We start from the raw sequence: 16,680 nt of genomic DNA on the forward strand, positions 1-16,680 counted from the left end.
ACAAATCACCGAAATTCATTTGGGGACACTTTAAATGTTCATTCAATCGATTTCGGATTAATTTATTACCCAAAATCGAATAAACCTCTTAAAAAAGATTTGATTTTATTAACTTAACAGCATCTTTTAAGGTTTTTCATTCAAAGAAATCCAATCTATTCGCAATATGTCTGAATCCGTTAAATTGTCTTACAAAGGACAAGATTTTGAGTTTCCGGTTACCGTCGGAACCGAACAAGAACCTGCAATTGACATTGCAAAATTAAGAGCCTCAACAGGTCTTATCACCCTAGATCCTGGATACAAAAACACAGGTTCTACCACAAGTGCCATCACGTTTTTGGATGGTGAAGAAGGTATCCTTCGTTACAGAGGCTATAGAATTGAAGATCTTGCAGAAAAATCAACGTTTCTGGAAGTAGCTTATCTTCTGATTTATGGAGAACTCCCAACTCAGGCTGAGTATGAAGTATTCACCCGGGAAATCACCCACCACACCCTAGTTCATGAGGACATTAAGAAGATTTTGGACGGTTTTCCTTCCAATGCTCACCCAATGGGCGTTCTTTCTTCCTTAATTTGCTCCCTTTCGGCATTTTATCCAAACTCTCTAAATCCAAACAGAAGTGAGGAAGAGGTTAATTTGAGCATCATCCGACTGATCGCCAAAATGCCAACCTTTGCTGCATGGGCCTACAAAAATGAGATGGGACATCCGGTGAATTATCCTGATAATACCCTGGACTACTGCTCCAACTTCATGAAAATGATGTTTGCGCTTCCTGCAGAGAAATATGAAGTGGATCCAGTTGTTGCAAAGGCTTTGGATTCCCTATTGATCCTTCATGCAGATCATGAGCAAAACTGCTCCACCTCTACCGTTAGAATTGTTGGTTCTTCCCAAGCTAGCATCTACGCGTCTATTTCTGCCGGAATCAACGCCCTTTGGGGACCTCTTCATGGTGGTGCCAACCAGTCTGTAATCGAAATGCTGGAAGCAATTAAAGCTGATGGTGGAGATGCTAAGAAATATCTGGACAAGGCTAAGGACAAAAATGATCCTTTCCGATTGATGGGCTTTGGACACAGAGTTTACAAAAACTTTGACCCAAGAGCTAAAATCATCAAGAAGGCTGCTGACGATGTATTGGGCAAGTTGGGTGTGAATGACCCAATTTTGGAAATTGCCAAAGAATTGGAATACGCCGCATTGAATGACCAGTACTTTGTAGACAGAAAGCTCTATCCTAACGTAGACTTCTACTCCGGAATCATTTACAGAGCCTTGGGAATTCCTACCGATATGTTTACGGTAATGTTTGCCCTAGGTCGTCTCCCAGGATGGATCGCACAGTGGAAAGAAATGCGTGAAAACGGAGAGCCTATCGGTAGACCTCGTCAGGTTTATGTAGGTGCCAATGAGCGTGATTATGTTACCATGAACAAGAGATAATCAATACTTGGAATAAAATAGAAAATGCCAGCCCAAAAGCTGGCATTTTTCATTAACGGTCTGTTTAAATCTTTGAAGTCTTCGCATATTTAGGAAAACATTACAAACTGAGATTTTAGAAAATTCATGAAACCAACTACACTTGAGGAAGCAGTGGCTTTGACCAAAAGATTTACATCCAAACCAAGCAACGAGGAGCTGCTTAGACTTTATGGTTTGTACAAGCAAGCCACAGAAGGAGACAATGAAGGAGAAAGACCTGGAGGGTTTGATTTTAAAGCCGCTGCAAAATATAATGCCTGGCTCACGCTTAAGGGCAAGTCTAAAGAGGAAGCATCACAAGCCTATTTAGAATTAGTGGAAGAACTTTCAAAAAAATACATGTAAGAAGATTGAGAGACAAATTATGGCAGCTCAATTTTGACTTTGTTTTCTTCCAAACCATCCAGCGATGATACTTCCCAAAATCAATTGCTGAATGTGGTAGAGCATTACCGGAAGAAGAACAAAACCCAATATAGTGGGGTCTGGAAAAATTACTTTCCCAATCACCACCCCATGAACAAGGGACTTCTTGGAACCACAAAAAAGAGCGGTAATTCGATCTTCAATCGGAAATTTCAATAGTCGGGAAACCAAGGAAATCAAAAACCAAATCAGCAAAAACAGCGAGAGCATGGTGAGTGCCACCTGCAGTAAGGTACTTAGGGAATAAGGAGAAAAGACCTTCTGGGAAAAGGATTGGGAAAATGCCGTAAAAACAATCATCATGATTACCGTTTGATCCACATATTTCAACCTGGACAGATGATTTTTAATCAAGGGGAATAATTTGGAGTGGATTGTAATTCCTAGCGATACAGGCAAAATCACCTTGAAAAAGAGCTCTATAAATGTTGGTAAAAAATCCACTTCAACCCCTTCTGAACCGGTCAGCACACTCATCCAAGCTGGTGTAATCAACACACCCAACAAGCTGGAGATACTGGCATTGAAAATTGCTCCGGGAATATTTCCACCTGCCAATGAAACCATTACCACAGATGCACTGACGGTTGAAGGTAAAGCTGATAAATAACTGATTCCCAATTTAAAATCAGAATCTATATAAGGTAATAGATCAAGTATAAAATATACCAGGACAGGAAAGACTAAAAAAGTAAACATCTGCACCAGAACATGCAATTTCCAATTGCTCAAGCCTTTTTTGAGTTGAACCGGATCGAGTTTGACTCCATAAAAAAAGAAGACCAGCGCAATCCCTACGTCAATCAGTGGCTTCCAGGGAATGGGGGAATCAGCAGCCCCCACTGAAGGGAAAAGCCATGCCAGAAAGATCGCTGCAAACAGGCCCAGCAAAAATCCATTGATACCTACCTTAGAAAGCGTGCTGGAAAGTTTGGGGATCATGAGCCAAGAATACGTTTGAAGTTGTCGCAGATGATAGCTGTAGCAATAGCCACATTCAGGGATTCTGCATTTCCAAAAGCCGGGATGGTCACTTTTTTACTGATCCATTTTTCCAGCTTTTCAGAAATTCCCTTCGATTCATTTCCCATCAAAATGACTCCTGGTTGGACTCGCTTGATCTGATGGACATTCTCCCCGTCCAAAAAAGCTCCGTACACGGGCAAGTTCCATTTTTGAAAAATCTGTTCCAGATCCCCGTAGAAAAAATTGACCCGGGTAAAGGACCCCATGCTGGATTGTATGACTTTTGGATTGTACAGCTCTGCCGTTTGGGGAGAAAAGACCAAATTCTTAATTCCGTACCAATCGGCAATCCGAAGAATGGTGCCCAGATTTCCTGGGTCTCGCACATCATCCAAGGCTATTATCAATTCATCCTTTTCGGGGGAAAAAGGCTGATTGGCTTTCATTTTAACCACGGCAAGACATGAATCATTGCTTTGGTATTGACCAAGGGATTCGAGCTGTTTGGGGGATACAGAAATTAGTTCTCCCCTGAAGGATTCTAGCAGTTTTTGGTTTTTTTCCAGGAAAAGTTCCGTAGCCAAAAGCAACTCTGTCTCGAAATTGGAGGACAGGACTTCCTGGACACTTTTTTCTCCTTCTACAAAGAACTTTCCGGACTCGAACCTGTATTTTTTTTGATGTAAGGATTTTATAAACTTAACTGTATTTTTGCTAAGCATTTGCGTCGATTCTCCTGTTTTGAAATTCATCAAATATATACTTTTTCTTCCTCTACTCGGGCTTTGCCTGAGTTGTTCACTCACCAAAAACCTTAAGGAGGGTGAATATGTACTCTATGAATCCGAACTGAAGGGAGTAGAAAAATCAGATGAGGAAGAGCTGATGGGGCTCATGCAACAAGAGCCAAATTTCAGAATCCCCTTATTCAATTTTTCCCCGGGCGTTTTCATCTACAAAACCGGGGAACTATTCTATGACAGCAGCAAAGTCGCCCGAAAAAAACTAAGATTGGAAAATGAGCTTGTCCAGGTAAAAGAACAATTGGATAGTCTTTCGGAAAACAGGAAACTATTGAAGCGACAGGATAAGCTACAGACCAAACTGGAAAACGTCAAAAAGAAGGAGGAGTTTGGAAACTCCCTCATGAGAACCGGGAATCCAGTCAGCATTTTGGACAGTGTCAAAGTCTATAATTCAGTCCGGAATATGGAAGGCTATCTGAAAAACCATGGTTTCTTTGAGGCCGAGGTGGATTATGAAGTGCGGACAAAGAAGAAAAAGGCCTATCTCACCTATCTGGCTGAAGAGAAGAAACCTTACTTGATAGACTCTTTTTATACCCGTACCAAAAACGAGGAGATTCTGAATCTACTTAAAAAACACAAGGAATCCTCCATGATTTCCAAGGGGAAAATATACAATCAGGATGATCTAATTGGGGAAAGAAACCGGATTGAGGAACTATTGAAGAACAATGGCTTCTATATGTTTTCCAATTCCTACATAGAGTATTTTGTCTATCAGGATAGCAGTGCCAAAACTGTCAAAATCGAACAGCTGATCAGCAGACCAACCTTTGCGGAAAAGCACCAGTCCTATACGATTGATTCCATCAATTTCCGGATCAACCCTCCTTCCGATGAGTTTGCGGATCGCCAAGTCAACCGAGTATTCAGAAACATAGATTTCAATTTTTACAGAGACAGGTATTCCGAAAAAATACTGGCCTCGAGGATATTTTTCCAAAAGGGCTCTACCTACAATCGCTCTGTGGTACTGGAATCCCAAAGACAGCTCAGCAATCTGGATCTGTTTAGGTTCGTAAATATCACCTTTGATACCTTAGGGACTTCTTTGACTGCAAAGATTTTTACCCAGCCCAATCAAAAATATCAGCTCACCAATCAAGTCGGGCTAAGCATCACTGAGCAATTGCCGGGCCCCTTCTTCAGTACATCGTTAAGGAACCGGAATTTTTTCCGCGCTGGTGAGATTTTGGAATTCAACTTCAGAGCTGGCCTGGAAGGGGTCGCCTCTGCTACTGACCAAGGGGTTTACCAAAGCCGGGAATTGGGTGTGTCAGCGGCTGTGATCTTTCCAAGATTCTTGATCCCGTTTGCAAAAGGATCATTGCAGCGCTATGGCCGCTATAATCCCAATACACGAACCCAAATAGGCTTCAATTATACCAACCGTCCTGAATACACCCGAAACAGCCTCAGCGGGCAGCTTTCCTACACTTGGGCTACCCGAAATCAAAGACAGCGGTATACAATCAATGCAGCCGACGTCAGTTACGTTCGTACTCCCAACATCACCGGAGATTTCCTCAATGTGCTCAACGACCTAGCCAGCCAGGGGAACAACCTGATTTATTCCTTTTTGCCTTCCTTTGTGAGCAGTTTTTCAGCTCAGACCATAATCAATTTCAATCAATATGGAGATTGGCAAAATAGACCTTCCTCTTTGTTGAGATTGTTTATGGAAAGTGGCGGCACTTCCCTGAATCTCTTCAATGTGCAAAGCAACAACACGGAAGGGATAGAATATGCCAACTTCCAATGGCTGAAATTTCAAGCCGACTTCAGGAGATATTATCCCTTGGACAAAAAACAGACTGTGGCCTATAGAGCCAACTTTGGTGTAGCAAGGCCCTATGGAGTCAGTGCAGGAATTCTTCCTTACGAAAAATATTTCTTTGCAGGAGGAGGAACCAGCATCCGTGCCTGGCAGGCCAGGCGACTTGGTCCGGGGAGTTTCAGTCCTCAAACGGGTTCAGGTGGGGAGTTTGATTACACCTTTGAACAGCCAGCAGAAATGATATTTGAAACCATGCTGGAATACCGTCGCAAAATCTATGGATATTTTGACATGGCTCTTTTTGTAGACGCGGGTAATTCCTGGGATATCGGGGTGGATCCAAGTAGACCAGGTTCCGACTTTAGGTTTGACCGATTTTATAAGGAAATAGCTGTGGGATCCGGAATCGGACTGAGAATGGACTTTGATTTCCTGATCATCCGACTTGATTTGGCCACCAAAGCCATTGATCCCGCGCAGCCTGAGGGAGAGCGATGGATCTTAGACAATCTTTCATTCAAAAAACCATTTGGAGTCCGAGGCCAAACAGTATTGAATTTTGGCATAGGCTATCCATTCTGATTGATTCAAATTATGAGTAGAAAAAGTAAAGAGGAAATAGCAATCATTTACCAAGGTATTCAAGATCATATTTGCAGTGAACTTGAGATACACGATGGTGGGGGCAGTTTTATGGAAGACCTTTGGGACAGACCCGAAGGAGGAGGAGGCAGGACCAGAATATTCCAAAATGGCAATATCATTGAAAAGGGAGGCGTTGCCTTTTCGGCAGTTCATGGGCCTACACCTGAAAAAATACTGGCTAAACTTGGGCTTGAAAAATCAGATTTTTTCGCGACTGGAGTTTCAATTGTGCTCCATCCCAAAAGCCCTATGGTTCCCATCATTCACATGAATATCCGCTATTTTGAGATGGATAATGGTACCCATTGGTTTGGAGGAGGAATAGACCTCACACCCCACTACATCGTTCCGGAAGATGCCCGATATTTTCACCAGGAAGTAAAAAAAGTCTGTGACCGCTTTGATCCAGCATATTACCCTAAGTTTAAAGCTTGGGCTGATGAATACTTTTTTGTCAAGCATAGAAATGAAACCCGAGGTGTGGGAGGTATATTCTATGACCGGCTAAGTGCCCAATCAGACGAGCATTTTGAAGAAATCCTAAATTTCAGCTTGGCTGTGGGGAGACTGTTCCCGGATGTTTATGGGTATTTTATGGAAAAAAACTCCCCTCTCCCCTATGGAGAAAAAGAAAAGCAATGGCAAAACCTGAGACGGGGACGCTATGTGGAATTTAATTTAGTTTGGGATGCAGGCACCAAATTCGGTCTGGACACCAATGGACGCACCGAAAGTATATTGATGAGTATGCCTCCGTTAGCGGAATGGAAATACATGCATCAGCCTGCTCCAGGCAGCCCGGAGGAGTTTACTCTTGAGCATTTGAAAAAAGATATGGATTGGCTTTCCTATACCCTATGATCGAAGTTTTCAAAAAATGGGATGAATCACTTTTTCTCTGGCTGAATTCCTTTCATGCGGACTGGCTGGATCCTATCGTGTTTCAAATGACTGAAACCATTACCTGGTTTCCCCTTTATGGCTTTTTGCTGTATAAAATTTACAAGCTGGACCCGAAAAACAGTGTTTGGATATTTGGGGGAGTTGCTTTGACCATTTTGATCACGGATCAGTTGACCTCAGGTTTTATGAAACCTTTTTTTGAGCGTCTTCGCCCCTGCCATGATGAGCGATGGACAGGGATCATCCACAATTACGGAAGATGCGGTGGGCTTTATGGTTTTGTTTCCTCCCATGCCGCCAACACCTTTGGAATGGCTGTATTTCTCAACAAGAAGCTTAAAGGTAAAATCCCCTACATACAGTATTTATTTCTATATGCCTTGGTTGTGAGCTATACCCGAATCTACTTGGGTGTTCACTATCCATTTGACGTGATTTTGGGTGCCGCGATAGGTATTGTGGCTGGTTTTATGGTTTGGTTTTTAATTGTATTTGTAAAGCGGGAAATCCTTAAAAAAGCCCTCAAGTAATCAAGGATTCCCTTTTTTGACCTTAGTATTTTAATCTGGCAATCATGGATTGCCTTTCGGGTCTCCTTTGTCACTTTTTCGGCTGACAAAACTCATAGAAATCCAGGTATAAATTGACTTAATTTATTCTATGTGAATCCATTAAAGAGGGTATTCTTCTCTTTTTACGCAGACAAACTAATGTGATAATTTAAAATAAACCAACACCATGAAAGCTTTAAAAATTGCATTTTCCCTTGCGTTAATTTTAATGATGGGATCATGTGGCCCCAACACGAAGATCCTGGGATCCTGGACCAACCCCAACAAACCGGCAGGTGGTTATGAAAGTATTTTTGTAACAGCACTTACGGACAATATCCTTGCAAGAAGGACAGTAGAAACTGATCTAGAACATCTACTTCAAGCAGAAGGGGTAAATGCGCGTAGCAGCTTTGAGGTAATGCCTCCGGGCTTCAAATCTGATGGAGTGGACAAGGATGAAATCCTTCATGAAATCAGGCAGTATGGAAGTGATGCCATTCTAACCATAGCCTTGCTAGAAAAAACCACTGAAACCCGGTATGTTCCCGGTACTACGACAGTTTATTCTCCTATGGTATTCAGGTATCACGGCAGGTTCTGGGTGTATTACAATTACTATAATCCAATCATCTATGATCCCGGATATTATACCACCGATAAGAGTTATTATTTAGAGGCCAACCTTTATGACTCAGAATCGGAGGAATTAATGTGGTCCTCCCAATCTGAAACGACCAATCCCTATTCATTGGATTCTTTTTCGGAGGATTTCTCTGAAGTAGTGGTAGGTCAGCTAAAGAAAAACGGGCTTATTCGATAAAAACGATCCCGTTTTAAAAGCAAAACCCCGGGAATGTATTCCGGGGTTTTTGTTTTAAGCTGCGTTTCTGGCGGCATTAATGATTCCGAACATACTTCTCAAAATGAGTTTTTGGAGAATCTCAGAAGTCTTTCCGGATTCCAGCATGGACTGAATCGCAAATTGCTGAATCGTAATCAAAGGCAAAACTATACGCTCCCGGATGGCGATGGAAGTTTTGGAAGTGGGATTGTCTCCCATCAATTCATCCATTGCAGCCACGGTTTTCAACTTCTGAATACTTCTTTCGTATTCCTCCACCATCAGTTCCCAGAATTGTCCATAATCCTTGTTTTCCTTTAGGTAACCAGTAGCAGGATAGAAACTCTTGTTGAGGGACTGCATGGAATTTCCCAAAAGGGTTCGGAAGAAGAGACTTTCCTGATAGAGGGATTTCAGCTGATCCAGTTTTCCGGATTTTTCCATGGCTTCAATTGCTGCGCCTACCCCATAGAATCCGGGAATATTCTGTTTCATCTGCGCCCAGGATCCCACAAATGGAATCGCTCTCAAATCCTCAAACTTCAAGCCTTCTCCTTTTCCTCTTTTCAAGGGACGGGATCCTATATTGGTCATTCCAAAATACTTCAGAGGAGTCACATGTTCCAAATACGGCACGAATTTCGGATGATTTTTAAAGTCCTTATAAGCCTGATATCCCAAATCTGCCAATTCCTGAATCAAGGCCCTTTGCTGATCGTTGAGGTTACGTTCTGCATCTGAATACAAATGATTTTCCAGACCAGCACTTAGCAGCTGCTCAAAATTATAGGTACAAGAAGCTTGCTTTCCATAGTTAGCGGAAATAGTCTGCCCCTGAATGGTTACTTGGATCTCTGAGTTTTCCACCCTTTCCCCTAAGGACGCATAGAAGTTGTGCATATTACCCCCTCCCCTTGCCGGAGGTCCACCACGGCCATCAAAGAAGACCACCTCTATACCGTTTTCTTTCGATACCCTTGTCAACTCCTCCTTAGCTCTCAAAATGGACCAGTTGGCTTTCAGATACCCCCCATCTTTTGTTCCATCCGAAAAGCCCAGCATGATGGTCTGCTTGTTCCCTCTTTTAGCAAGGTGCTGTCTATACTCTGGAAGCCCATACATCCAAGTCATGATTTCCGGCGCCTCAGCCAAGTCATCTATGGTTTCAAATAAAGGAACAATGTCCAGTGGAATGAACTCCTTCCCTGCACCTAAAGTCAATTTCGCCAACTGATACACCTCAATCATATGCTTGGAGGATTGACAGTTGGAGATAATATACCGGTGAAGCGCTTCCTCTCCATTTCTATCATGGATTTCCCCTATTGCCTGAAAAGACTTCAGCATTTCCTTATGGAAAGAATCCTTAAATAGAGAAAGCTGAGGAAGAGAATCGCAGGCAAGGATCTGATTGATCTGTTCCGACTCATTCTCTGCCTGAACTATGCCTTTCAATTGAAACAACTCCTCCCAAAGCCCATCATGCTTCCGGCTATCCTGCCGCATGTCCATGTAGGCAAAGTGAAAACCGAAGACCCTGACTTTCAGAATAAATTGATCAAGCAAATCCAAGAAAAGACCGTCATGGTATTTAATAAGTGCCTCCCTAGCCTGAAGCAGGTCATTCAACAGATCTTCCTTGGAAGCATAGACTGTCTTTTCTTCGAAGAGAGTTGAATAAATCCCTCTTTCCACCTGAAGCATCACTTCCTCCACTTTTTTGAAGGTCAGCCTTCTCCTTAGCTTTCGCAAGTCTCTGTAGTAGCATCTCAAAATCCATTTTTTAAGGCGATCTGCGACTTGAAGGGAAGTTTCATGGGTCACGAACGGGTTACCGTCCCGATCTCCACCAGGCCAAAAACCTATTTTCAACAGCCCTGGATTTTCCCAGTCATGCAGTGGGATATTCAAACTGTTGAGCAAGCGGATCATAATGTCCGAAATACTTTGGTAAAATACGTTTTCCAAATACCAGATCAAGCTCACGGCTTCCTCAAAAGGACTTGGTTTTTCCCGGTTGATAAATCCTGTTTTTCCCAGTTGTTGAAGCAATTGATTGATTCTGCCGATATCGTCATTTCGGATTGCCTCTTCCAGATCGGTAATGATCCCCAGTACATTTCCGGGGTAAAATTGTGTAGGGTGGGCAGTCAAAGTCAGCCTTACAGAGAAGGTTTTGAGTTTTTCGATCAGCTCCTCCTTTTTATGGTCATTTTCAGTTCGGTCTATTAGCGCCTTCATGGAGCCTTTCCCTCTCAAATCATTGATTTTTTCATAGGCAGCATCCTCAATGGAGTCAAAGAGGACCACTTGCCTTTCCACATATTGGATCATTTGAAAAAGCAAATCAGACTGGTCCTTCTCACTTTTTCCGGGGAGCATTTCCTCAAAAAAACCCTGAATGATCTCTTTTGGCGTTTTTCCGGACTGAAAACCCTTCTGACATGCTGTAGACAACAAGGGAAGCAAGGTCCCTGTACGGAAAATATCATCGAAGGGAAGATCTAAAAATAAACTATTGTAAATCGTGAAGCGCTTGGCGACTTCCGTATCGTAAGTAGTAAACATGGTCTATTAGGTTTTAAGGCATGGCAAATTAATGAATTTTATATTTTTTGAGGAAAAATTTAAAAATTCCACAAGAAACGAATTAATTTATTTCTCTTTTTTCATCAAACAAGGCAAATGAAAACAGTATAAAAATTCAGATACTATTCAATTTAACTATCTTCACCCTATGAGAAAAATATTTCAAATAATCTTCATTGCTTTCTTAGCCGCATGTTCGGCTCCGGAGCAGCATACATCCTCTACAAACAGCTCCATGGAATACAAATTTCTGGTAGGAACCTACACCGATAGCCCGATTGACGGGATCAATATGATCACATTTTCCCCCGACAGCAACCTACTTGTGGTAGAAACCATTGCAGCGGGAATAGCCAACCCTTCCTTTGTACTGGCGAGCGCAGATGGAAAGAGGGTATTTTCCCTGGAAGAGGAAGCCGGTGAAAAAGGAGGAAGAGTTTTGAGTTTTGAGAGAAGCGAGGACAATGCCCTTACCCTGATTGACCAAAAGGAGTCCATGGGAGATCATCCCTGCCATATTGCTCTTTCACCTGAAGAGGATTTTCTGGTAGTCAGCAATTACACTGGAGGAAGTCTCAGCGCTTTTCGGATTTCAGCAGACGGGAATTTGGAATTTCTCCAAAAAATCCAGCACGAAGGGAAAAGTATCAATGCAGAGCGACAGGAAGCTCCCCATGTACACAGTGCTAATTTTAGCCCAGATGGGAAAAAAGTTTTAGTAGCAGACTTGGGAACTGATAAGGTTTATGTGTACAACTTTGACAAGGGTCAGGCTGAACCACTAAGCCTTTTTGCAGAAATACCTGTCAATCCAGGAGACGGACCAAGACACCTTGCGTTCTCCAAAGACGGATCAGAAGTGTTTGTTGTCGAGGAATTGACTGCCAGTTTGGACATCTTTTCCTACGAAGGCGGCAAAATGCAGGCAAAACAAAGACTTTCCTTACTGTCAGAAGGATTTACCGGCGCAGTTGGAGCAGCAGAAGTTCGGGTTTCTCCAGATGGTCAAAACGTCTATGTCTCCAACCGGGGAGATGCCAACACCATTTCTGTTTTTGGAAAAAATGCCGATGGAGCATATGAGCGAATCCAAAACATCTCTTCTGGTGGGATAATGCCCCGTAATTTCAACCTGACCTCAGACGGCAAATACCTTTTTGCCGCTCATCAAGCCAGCAATGACATTATCCTCTTCGAAAGAGACCCGGAAACAGGAATACTGAGCCAGACCCTATGGAAAGCGGAGGTTCACAAACCGGTGTACCTATTCCCCTTGAAAAACTAGGAAGGCGCCTCCCATTTCTGATCCATCCTATAATGAATCTCACCCCCGCTGATTTCCAGCGGGGATTTTAGATTGTTATGATAGAGCTTTCCGGTACCCAAACCCTGAGGAATTATTGGATTCAAAGAGGAGGCCAATTGGGCAATGGCATTCAAGCCTATATTACTTTCCAAGGCTGAAGTCATCCACCAACCTATCCCGCGCTCCTCAGCCAGTCTTATCCATTCTTTGCTCTCTTGAAAGCCTCCCAAAAGCATTGGCTTCAATATAATATGTTGAGGTCTGATAGAATCCAGTAAGCCAGCTTTGTCCTCAACCCCAATCAATTCTTCATCCAATGCTATAGGAATAGGAGAGCTTTGACACAGTTTGTGCATTTCCTCAATCTGGCCCGCCCTTATGGGTTGTTCAATGCTGTGGATCTGAAATTCAGCCAATTTTTGAAGCTTATCCAAAGCCTCTTCGGGGCTAAAAGCCCCATTGGCATCAACCCTGAGCGTGATTTGATCCTCGGAATATTTTGATCTTATATAGGAAAGAAGTTCCAGTTCCTGCCGAAAATCTATCGCTCCAATTTTCAACTTGATACAATTAAAACCCTCACTGAGCTTCTGGTCAATCTGCTGCAGCATAAAATCCTTATTCCCCATCCAAATCAGACCGTTGATTGGAATAGCTTTTTGATTGTCGTAAAAATCATTTTGGAAAAAGCGCTTTTTCCCGCCGTTGACCCAATCCAATAGGGCCATTTCCAAACCAAAGCGGATGGAGGGTAACTGGAAAGGAACTCTCTCCTGAATTTGGTAGAGGAGAGTTTCAGGATCTTTGTCCCAAGAATAAGATTCCATTTGAACAAGAACATCCTTTAGAACAGATTCAAAATCAGGGATATAATCAACACTCAAGCCTACCAAAGGGGCGGATTCCCCCCAACCTATACGACTGGGATGAAGCGGATCAAAAACTTTGATCCACCAAACATCCCGGGTCTTCAGCACTCCTCGGGAGGTACCTGCATCAAATCGAAAAACTAAGGTTCTTTTTATACAATCAAATTTCAAAACTGACAAACTGGACATGGATTAGAAAGGGTTAATAAGGCAATAGGACTTAAAGGACTTATATTTGCCCTGCAAATGAGCAGATCAATGAAAGACCCCCAGATAGACCTTAGAGACTACGAATATACATTGCCTGAAGATCGAATTGCCAAATTCCCCTTGGAAAAACGGGATCATTCCAGGCTTTTACATTATAAAAAGGGAAAGATTGAACATCTTCATTTTTATGATTTACCAGATTTATTGGAATCCAACACCCTACTGGTTTACAATAACACCAAAGTAATCCCAGCTAGATTGATCTTTCAGCGGGAAACAGGAGCAAGGATAGAGATATTCCTGCTTCAACCCATTGCTCCGACTAGGGTAATTCCAGAAATCATGCTGGCCACACATCCGGTCATTTGGGAGGTAATGGTCGGCAACGCCAAAAAATGGAAAGATGAGGAAGTGCTGACAGGTAAAATTCAGATTGAAAATCAGGAAATCATCCTGGAGGCAAGATGGATCAACCGGGAGGATAAAAAAGTGGAATTTTCCTGGAACAGTGATAACATTCCTTTTGTCGATTTGGTCGAAGCTTGTGGAGAAGTGCCACTTCCCCCCTATCTCAACAGAAAACCAATTCAGGAAGACAAATCCAGGTACCAAACCGTTTATTCGGAAAAAGAGGGAGCCGTTGCCGCACCTACCGCAGGTCTGCATTTTACCCCTGAAATTTTCGAGAAGATCAGAGAAAAAGGAATCCAAGAAGCTCAAGTGACCCTGCATGTGAGTGCGGGAACTTTTCAACCGATCAAAGTTGAAAATGTGACTGAACATCCCATGCACAGCGAGCAGATCCATATCTCAAAGGAAACCATAGAGCAACTTCTTCAAAACACCGGAAAAACTGTTGCAGTAGGGACTACATCAGTAAGGACCCTGGAAAGCTTGTATTGGTACGGAGTAAAACTTCTGGAATCAAATGATCAAGAATTTAAAGTAGAAAAGCTCTACCCTTATCTGGAGAGGCAAAGTCTTCCTTCGAAACAAAAAGCACTTCAAGCGATTTTGCATCTGATGGAAGAAAGCGGAAAAGACCAATTGATGGGTTCAACTGAGATCTTCATTTTCCCCGGCTATCAATTCAAGATGATTGAGGGTTTGATCACAAACTTTCATCAACCCGGATCCACCTTGGTTTTGCTTATTGCGTCCATTTTAGGGGAAAACTGGAAAAAGGTTTACAGCGAGGCTCTTGAAAACGATTACCGATTCCTGAGTTATGGCGACAGTAGCTTGCTATGGCTTTAAGAAATAGAAAAAATTTTTGGAGAAAGTTTCAAAGGCGATGAGCAACAAAAAAGCCTGATTTTTTCAAATCAGGCTTTCCTTTTTATATCGATTATCAGTCCAACACGCTTATTTTTTTAGCATTGCTTCTGATTACATCATCAAGTTCTTTTGCCAAGGGCTTTAAATAGGAGAAGTATTTTTTATTTTCTTCATCCAATTTCCTTTGATCGATAAGATCCAAAAGCCCCATCATGGATGACAAAGGAGACCGAAGAATATGGGATGGACGAAATGCCAATTCCTTTAATGCTTCTGATTCCGATTCCAATTGTTGTAGTCTAGTATAGAGCGAGCTGATGTCAATTGCCTGAAGGATTACGTATTTGGCAATTCCTTTGGCATCAGAATAGGGATTGGCTAAAAACCGCCAAAACCCAGGAGATCCGTTCAGGTTGTTGATCCGAATGTCAATCTGACCAGCACTTCCCTTCAAGGCCATTTCCAGAATCCTTGCAATTCGGTTGTTTCTACCGGAATCCACTGGCAAACTGAAAAAGTCACCTTCCACAAAATTGCTGTTTTCCCAAACCAATTTCATTCTACCAGCCAGATGGTTTTGTTGATGAATTATCCTTTCCGGTCCCAAAACCCAAATCGGACCGGTAAAAGCCGCCAAATGAGCCTGAGAAATCGGCTTTTCAATAGATTGAGCCATGTTATTGGATTTAGTTGGAGCCAATAGAATCAAATATCCGTTTTTGTTTTTCAGAATAATCAGAGCAAACTCCCTGAACAAATTATTCATCGCTCCTATTCGTAAGCAAAGCGGTTCGTCATTCTCTTCTAATTTGAGGATAGCGGAAGCATCTGTTTTGGAAAAATCCAGAAACCCGTTGTCAAAAATAGAATCGCCGATCAACTTTTTACCTTCTTCCCCTATCCAACTCATTACCTTGGAGTCCATTGAATCAATCTTAAGATCCTCAGTGAGTTGTATTTTTGAAAAACTGAGAACATCCACCAAATTACTCCAAGGCATCTTTTGCTCTAAAAATTTAAGTCCTACTCCAATACCGATCAGTCCAATCAAATCCATATCAGAATTGGTAATCACAGAAAACTCCCACCATATAGGTGTTTCGGATATCCCTTTGGAATTTTTAAGGTTGAGCAACAAGTTTCGACTATCTTTAGGGCTGGTCAAAATTGAATCCAGCATTTCAGAAAACTCCGCTTGAGTTCCTTCACCAATCGCCAGCTTCAGGTCCTCTCCAACCTTCAGATTAGAATTAAAAGCAAACAACTTATTGTAATCCTGAATATGACCCTCCACATCCAAACGCACCACAAAAAAATGCTTTGAATCCATCAGGAAATCCGGGACTAATTGGTCAGTATTATCTATGCTTATCAATTGAAATAATGGGTTAGATGGAACGATTTTCTTCAAATACCAAATGAAAGATTACCTTTTTTTTTGAATTAAAAAAAGCTCAAAACAACCCTCAAGTCGCTAAAAAACACCTATTTACATACTCATATTTATTGCAATTCATTAAAAAGTTTCTGCCCAAACAAAAAATGCTTTTCATCCCTGAAAAGCATTTTAAAATTTTTTTATTTTTTTTTAAAATATTTACCCCAACACTGAAACAACACTTGAAAAATCGAAATAATCGATCTCTTTGACCATCAAAATCAAGGCGTCTGAAAACTCCTGTTTGCAGGACTTCACATGAAATGGCAACGTGTGGTTTTCTGATTTATTGATTTCCAAAGATCCAAAATAACGGGCTAAGTCAATCTCTGAATTACTATGTATAGTAATGCAATCTTTTTGATCCTGGCAAGTTTGAATTAAAAATGAGGCAGTAGAAGTTTGAATAATCATTTATAAGAATTTAGATATCAAATTTATCGGCTTTGCCTTTTACATAAAATACCCAGTACAGGGTATTTTTTTAAAAATCACCAATTTAAACCATTAATTATTTTATTTGATTATCAGATAGTTAAAAAAAAGAGAAAAACAGTGGCTAAACCGTGCCTCTTTC

The 16,680-nt window shown here is 41.8% G+C and carries 14 protein-coding genes; 8 read left to right on the forward strand and 6 right to left on the reverse strand.

The annotated features are described in order from the left end of the window. Positions 1 to 166 precede the first annotated feature (166 nt). Together P2G54_RS04095 and P2G54_RS04100 are read left to right on the forward strand one after the other, a co-directional pair. On the forward strand, positions 167 to 1,453 hold the full coding sequence (locus P2G54_RS04095) for a citrate synthase (protein WP_275868486.1): 1,287 nt from the start codon (positions 167 to 169) through the stop codon (positions 1,451 to 1,453). A gap of 126 nt (positions 1,454 to 1,579) precedes the next feature. Further along, complete coding sequence (locus P2G54_RS04100; RefSeq protein WP_275868488.1) at positions 1,580 to 1,840, forward strand: acyl-CoA-binding protein; 261 nt, start codon at positions 1,580 to 1,582, stop codon at positions 1,838 to 1,840. Between the two features lie 27 nt (positions 1,841 to 1,867). Here P2G54_RS04100 and P2G54_RS04105 read toward each other — a convergent pair whose 3' ends face one another. Both P2G54_RS04105 and P2G54_RS04110 read right to left on the reverse strand, forming a co-directional pair. Continuing rightward, entirely contained in the window at positions 1,868 to 2,863 is a 996-nt protein-coding gene (locus tag P2G54_RS04105; protein ID WP_275868490.1) for a bile acid:sodium symporter family protein, read from the reverse strand. Continuing rightward, positions 2,860 to 3,609, reverse strand: coding sequence for an RNA methyltransferase (locus P2G54_RS04110; protein ID WP_275869650.1), 750 nt, complete (start codon positions 3,607 to 3,609; stop codon positions 2,860 to 2,862). The genes P2G54_RS04105 and P2G54_RS04110 overlap by 4 nt, the downstream gene beginning before the upstream one ends. 19 nt (positions 3,610 to 3,628) lie before the next feature. Between P2G54_RS04110 and P2G54_RS04115 the strand changes: the two genes are divergently transcribed. From P2G54_RS04115 to P2G54_RS04130, 4 genes are all read left to right on the forward strand, one after another. Then, entirely contained in the window at positions 3,629 to 6,052 is a 2,424-nt protein-coding gene (locus P2G54_RS04115; protein WP_275868492.1) for a BamA/TamA family outer membrane protein, read from the forward strand. 12 nt (positions 6,053 to 6,064) lie between these two features. Beyond that, a complete protein-coding gene (gene hemF, locus P2G54_RS04120; RefSeq protein ID WP_275868493.1) occupies positions 6,065 to 6,976 on the forward strand; it encodes an oxygen-dependent coproporphyrinogen oxidase in 912 nt (303 codons plus the stop codon). Beyond that, complete coding sequence (locus tag P2G54_RS04125; RefSeq protein WP_275868495.1) at positions 6,973 to 7,548, forward strand: phosphatase PAP2 family protein; 576 nt, start codon at positions 6,973 to 6,975, stop codon at positions 7,546 to 7,548. The genes hemF and P2G54_RS04125 overlap by 4 nt, the downstream gene beginning before the upstream one ends. A gap of 208 nt (positions 7,549 to 7,756) precedes the next feature. Further along, positions 7,757 to 8,392: a hypothetical protein gene (locus P2G54_RS04130; protein ID WP_275868497.1), complete on the forward strand. Its 636-nt coding sequence runs from the start codon at positions 7,757 to 7,759 to the stop codon at positions 8,390 to 8,392. A gap of 54 nt (positions 8,393 to 8,446) precedes the next feature. Here P2G54_RS04130 and P2G54_RS04135 read toward each other — a convergent pair whose 3' ends face one another. Next, a complete protein-coding gene (locus tag P2G54_RS04135; RefSeq protein ID WP_275868499.1) occupies positions 8,447 to 10,981 on the reverse strand; it encodes a phosphoenolpyruvate carboxylase in 2,535 nt (844 codons plus the stop codon). 169 nt (positions 10,982 to 11,150) lie between these two features. Between P2G54_RS04135 and P2G54_RS04140 the strand changes: the two genes are divergently transcribed. Further along, positions 11,151 to 12,287 carry a lactonase family protein gene (locus tag P2G54_RS04140; RefSeq protein WP_275868501.1) on the forward strand — a complete coding sequence of 379 codons (1,137 nt, stop codon included), beginning with the start codon at positions 11,151 to 11,153 and terminating at the stop codon, positions 12,285 to 12,287. Here P2G54_RS04140 and menC read toward each other — a convergent pair. Next, positions 12,284 to 13,366 carry an o-succinylbenzoate synthase gene (gene menC / locus P2G54_RS04145; RefSeq protein WP_275868503.1) on the reverse strand — a complete coding sequence of 361 codons (1,083 nt, stop codon included), beginning with the start codon at positions 13,364 to 13,366 and terminating at the stop codon, positions 12,284 to 12,286. The genes P2G54_RS04140 and menC overlap by 4 nt on opposite strands. Positions 13,367 to 13,435: 69 nt before the next feature. Between menC and P2G54_RS04150 the strand changes: the two genes are divergently transcribed. Beyond that, positions 13,436 to 14,644 (forward strand): S-adenosylmethionine:tRNA ribosyltransferase-isomerase, encoded by a 1,209-nt coding sequence (locus tag P2G54_RS04150; protein ID WP_275868505.1) that lies wholly within the window; start codon positions 13,436 to 13,438, stop codon positions 14,642 to 14,644. A 94-nt stretch (positions 14,645 to 14,738) separates the two neighbouring features. On the opposite strand, the gene P2G54_RS04155 is transcribed toward P2G54_RS04150, so the two are convergent. Continuing rightward, a complete protein-coding gene (locus tag P2G54_RS04155; RefSeq protein WP_275868520.1) occupies positions 14,739 to 15,995 on the reverse strand; it encodes a hypothetical protein in 1,257 nt (418 codons plus the stop codon). A 267-nt stretch (positions 15,996 to 16,262) separates the two neighbouring features. Further along, complete coding sequence (locus P2G54_RS04160; protein WP_275868522.1) at positions 16,263 to 16,517, reverse strand: hypothetical protein; 255 nt, start codon at positions 16,515 to 16,517, stop codon at positions 16,263 to 16,265. Positions 16,518 to 16,680 lie beyond the last annotated feature (163 nt).

It is taken from the genome of Algoriphagus sp. CAU 1675, assembly GCF_029222925.1.
Taxonomy (GTDB): domain Bacteria; phylum Bacteroidota; class Bacteroidia; order Cytophagales; family Cyclobacteriaceae; genus Algoriphagus.

Excerpts from the sequence above, each read along its gene's own strand:
- P2G54_RS04095 (WP_275868486.1), top strand. The coding sequence starts at position 167 with ATGTCTGAATCCGTTAAATTGTCTTACAAAGGACAAGATTTTGAGTTT.
- P2G54_RS04100 (WP_275868488.1), top strand. The coding sequence starts at position 1,580 with ATGAAACCAACTACACTTGAGGAAGCAGTGGCTTTGACCAAAAGATTT.
- P2G54_RS04105 (WP_275868490.1), bottom strand. The coding sequence starts at position 2,863 with ATGATCCCCAAACTTTCCAGCACGCTTTCTAAGGTAGGTATCAATGGA.
- P2G54_RS04110 (WP_275869650.1), bottom strand. The coding sequence starts at position 3,609 with ATGCTTAGCAAAAATACAGTTAAGTTTATAAAATCCTTACATCAAAAA.
- hemF (WP_275868493.1), top strand. The coding sequence starts at position 6,065 with ATGAGTAGAAAAAGTAAAGAGGAAATAGCAATCATTTACCAAGGTATT.
- P2G54_RS04125 (WP_275868495.1), top strand. The coding sequence starts at position 6,973 with ATGATCGAAGTTTTCAAAAAATGGGATGAATCACTTTTTCTCTGGCTG.
- P2G54_RS04130 (WP_275868497.1), top strand. The coding sequence starts at position 7,757 with ATGAAAGCTTTAAAAATTGCATTTTCCCTTGCGTTAATTTTAATGATG.
- P2G54_RS04135 (WP_275868499.1), bottom strand. The coding sequence starts at position 10,981 with ATGTTTACTACTTACGATACGGAAGTCGCCAAGCGCTTCACGATTTAC.
- P2G54_RS04140 (WP_275868501.1), top strand. The coding sequence starts at position 11,151 with ATGAGAAAAATATTTCAAATAATCTTCATTGCTTTCTTAGCCGCATGT.
- menC (WP_275868503.1), bottom strand. The coding sequence starts at position 13,366 with ATGTCCAGTTTGTCAGTTTTGAAATTTGATTGTATAAAAAGAACCTTA.
- P2G54_RS04150 (WP_275868505.1), top strand. The coding sequence starts at position 13,436 with ATGAAAGACCCCCAGATAGACCTTAGAGACTACGAATATACATTGCCT.
- P2G54_RS04155 (WP_275868520.1), bottom strand. The coding sequence starts at position 15,995 with ATGGATTCAAAGCATTTTTTTGTGGTGCGTTTGGATGTGGAGGGTCAT.
- P2G54_RS04160 (WP_275868522.1), bottom strand. The coding sequence starts at position 16,517 with ATGATTATTCAAACTTCTACTGCCTCATTTTTAATTCAAACTTGCCAG.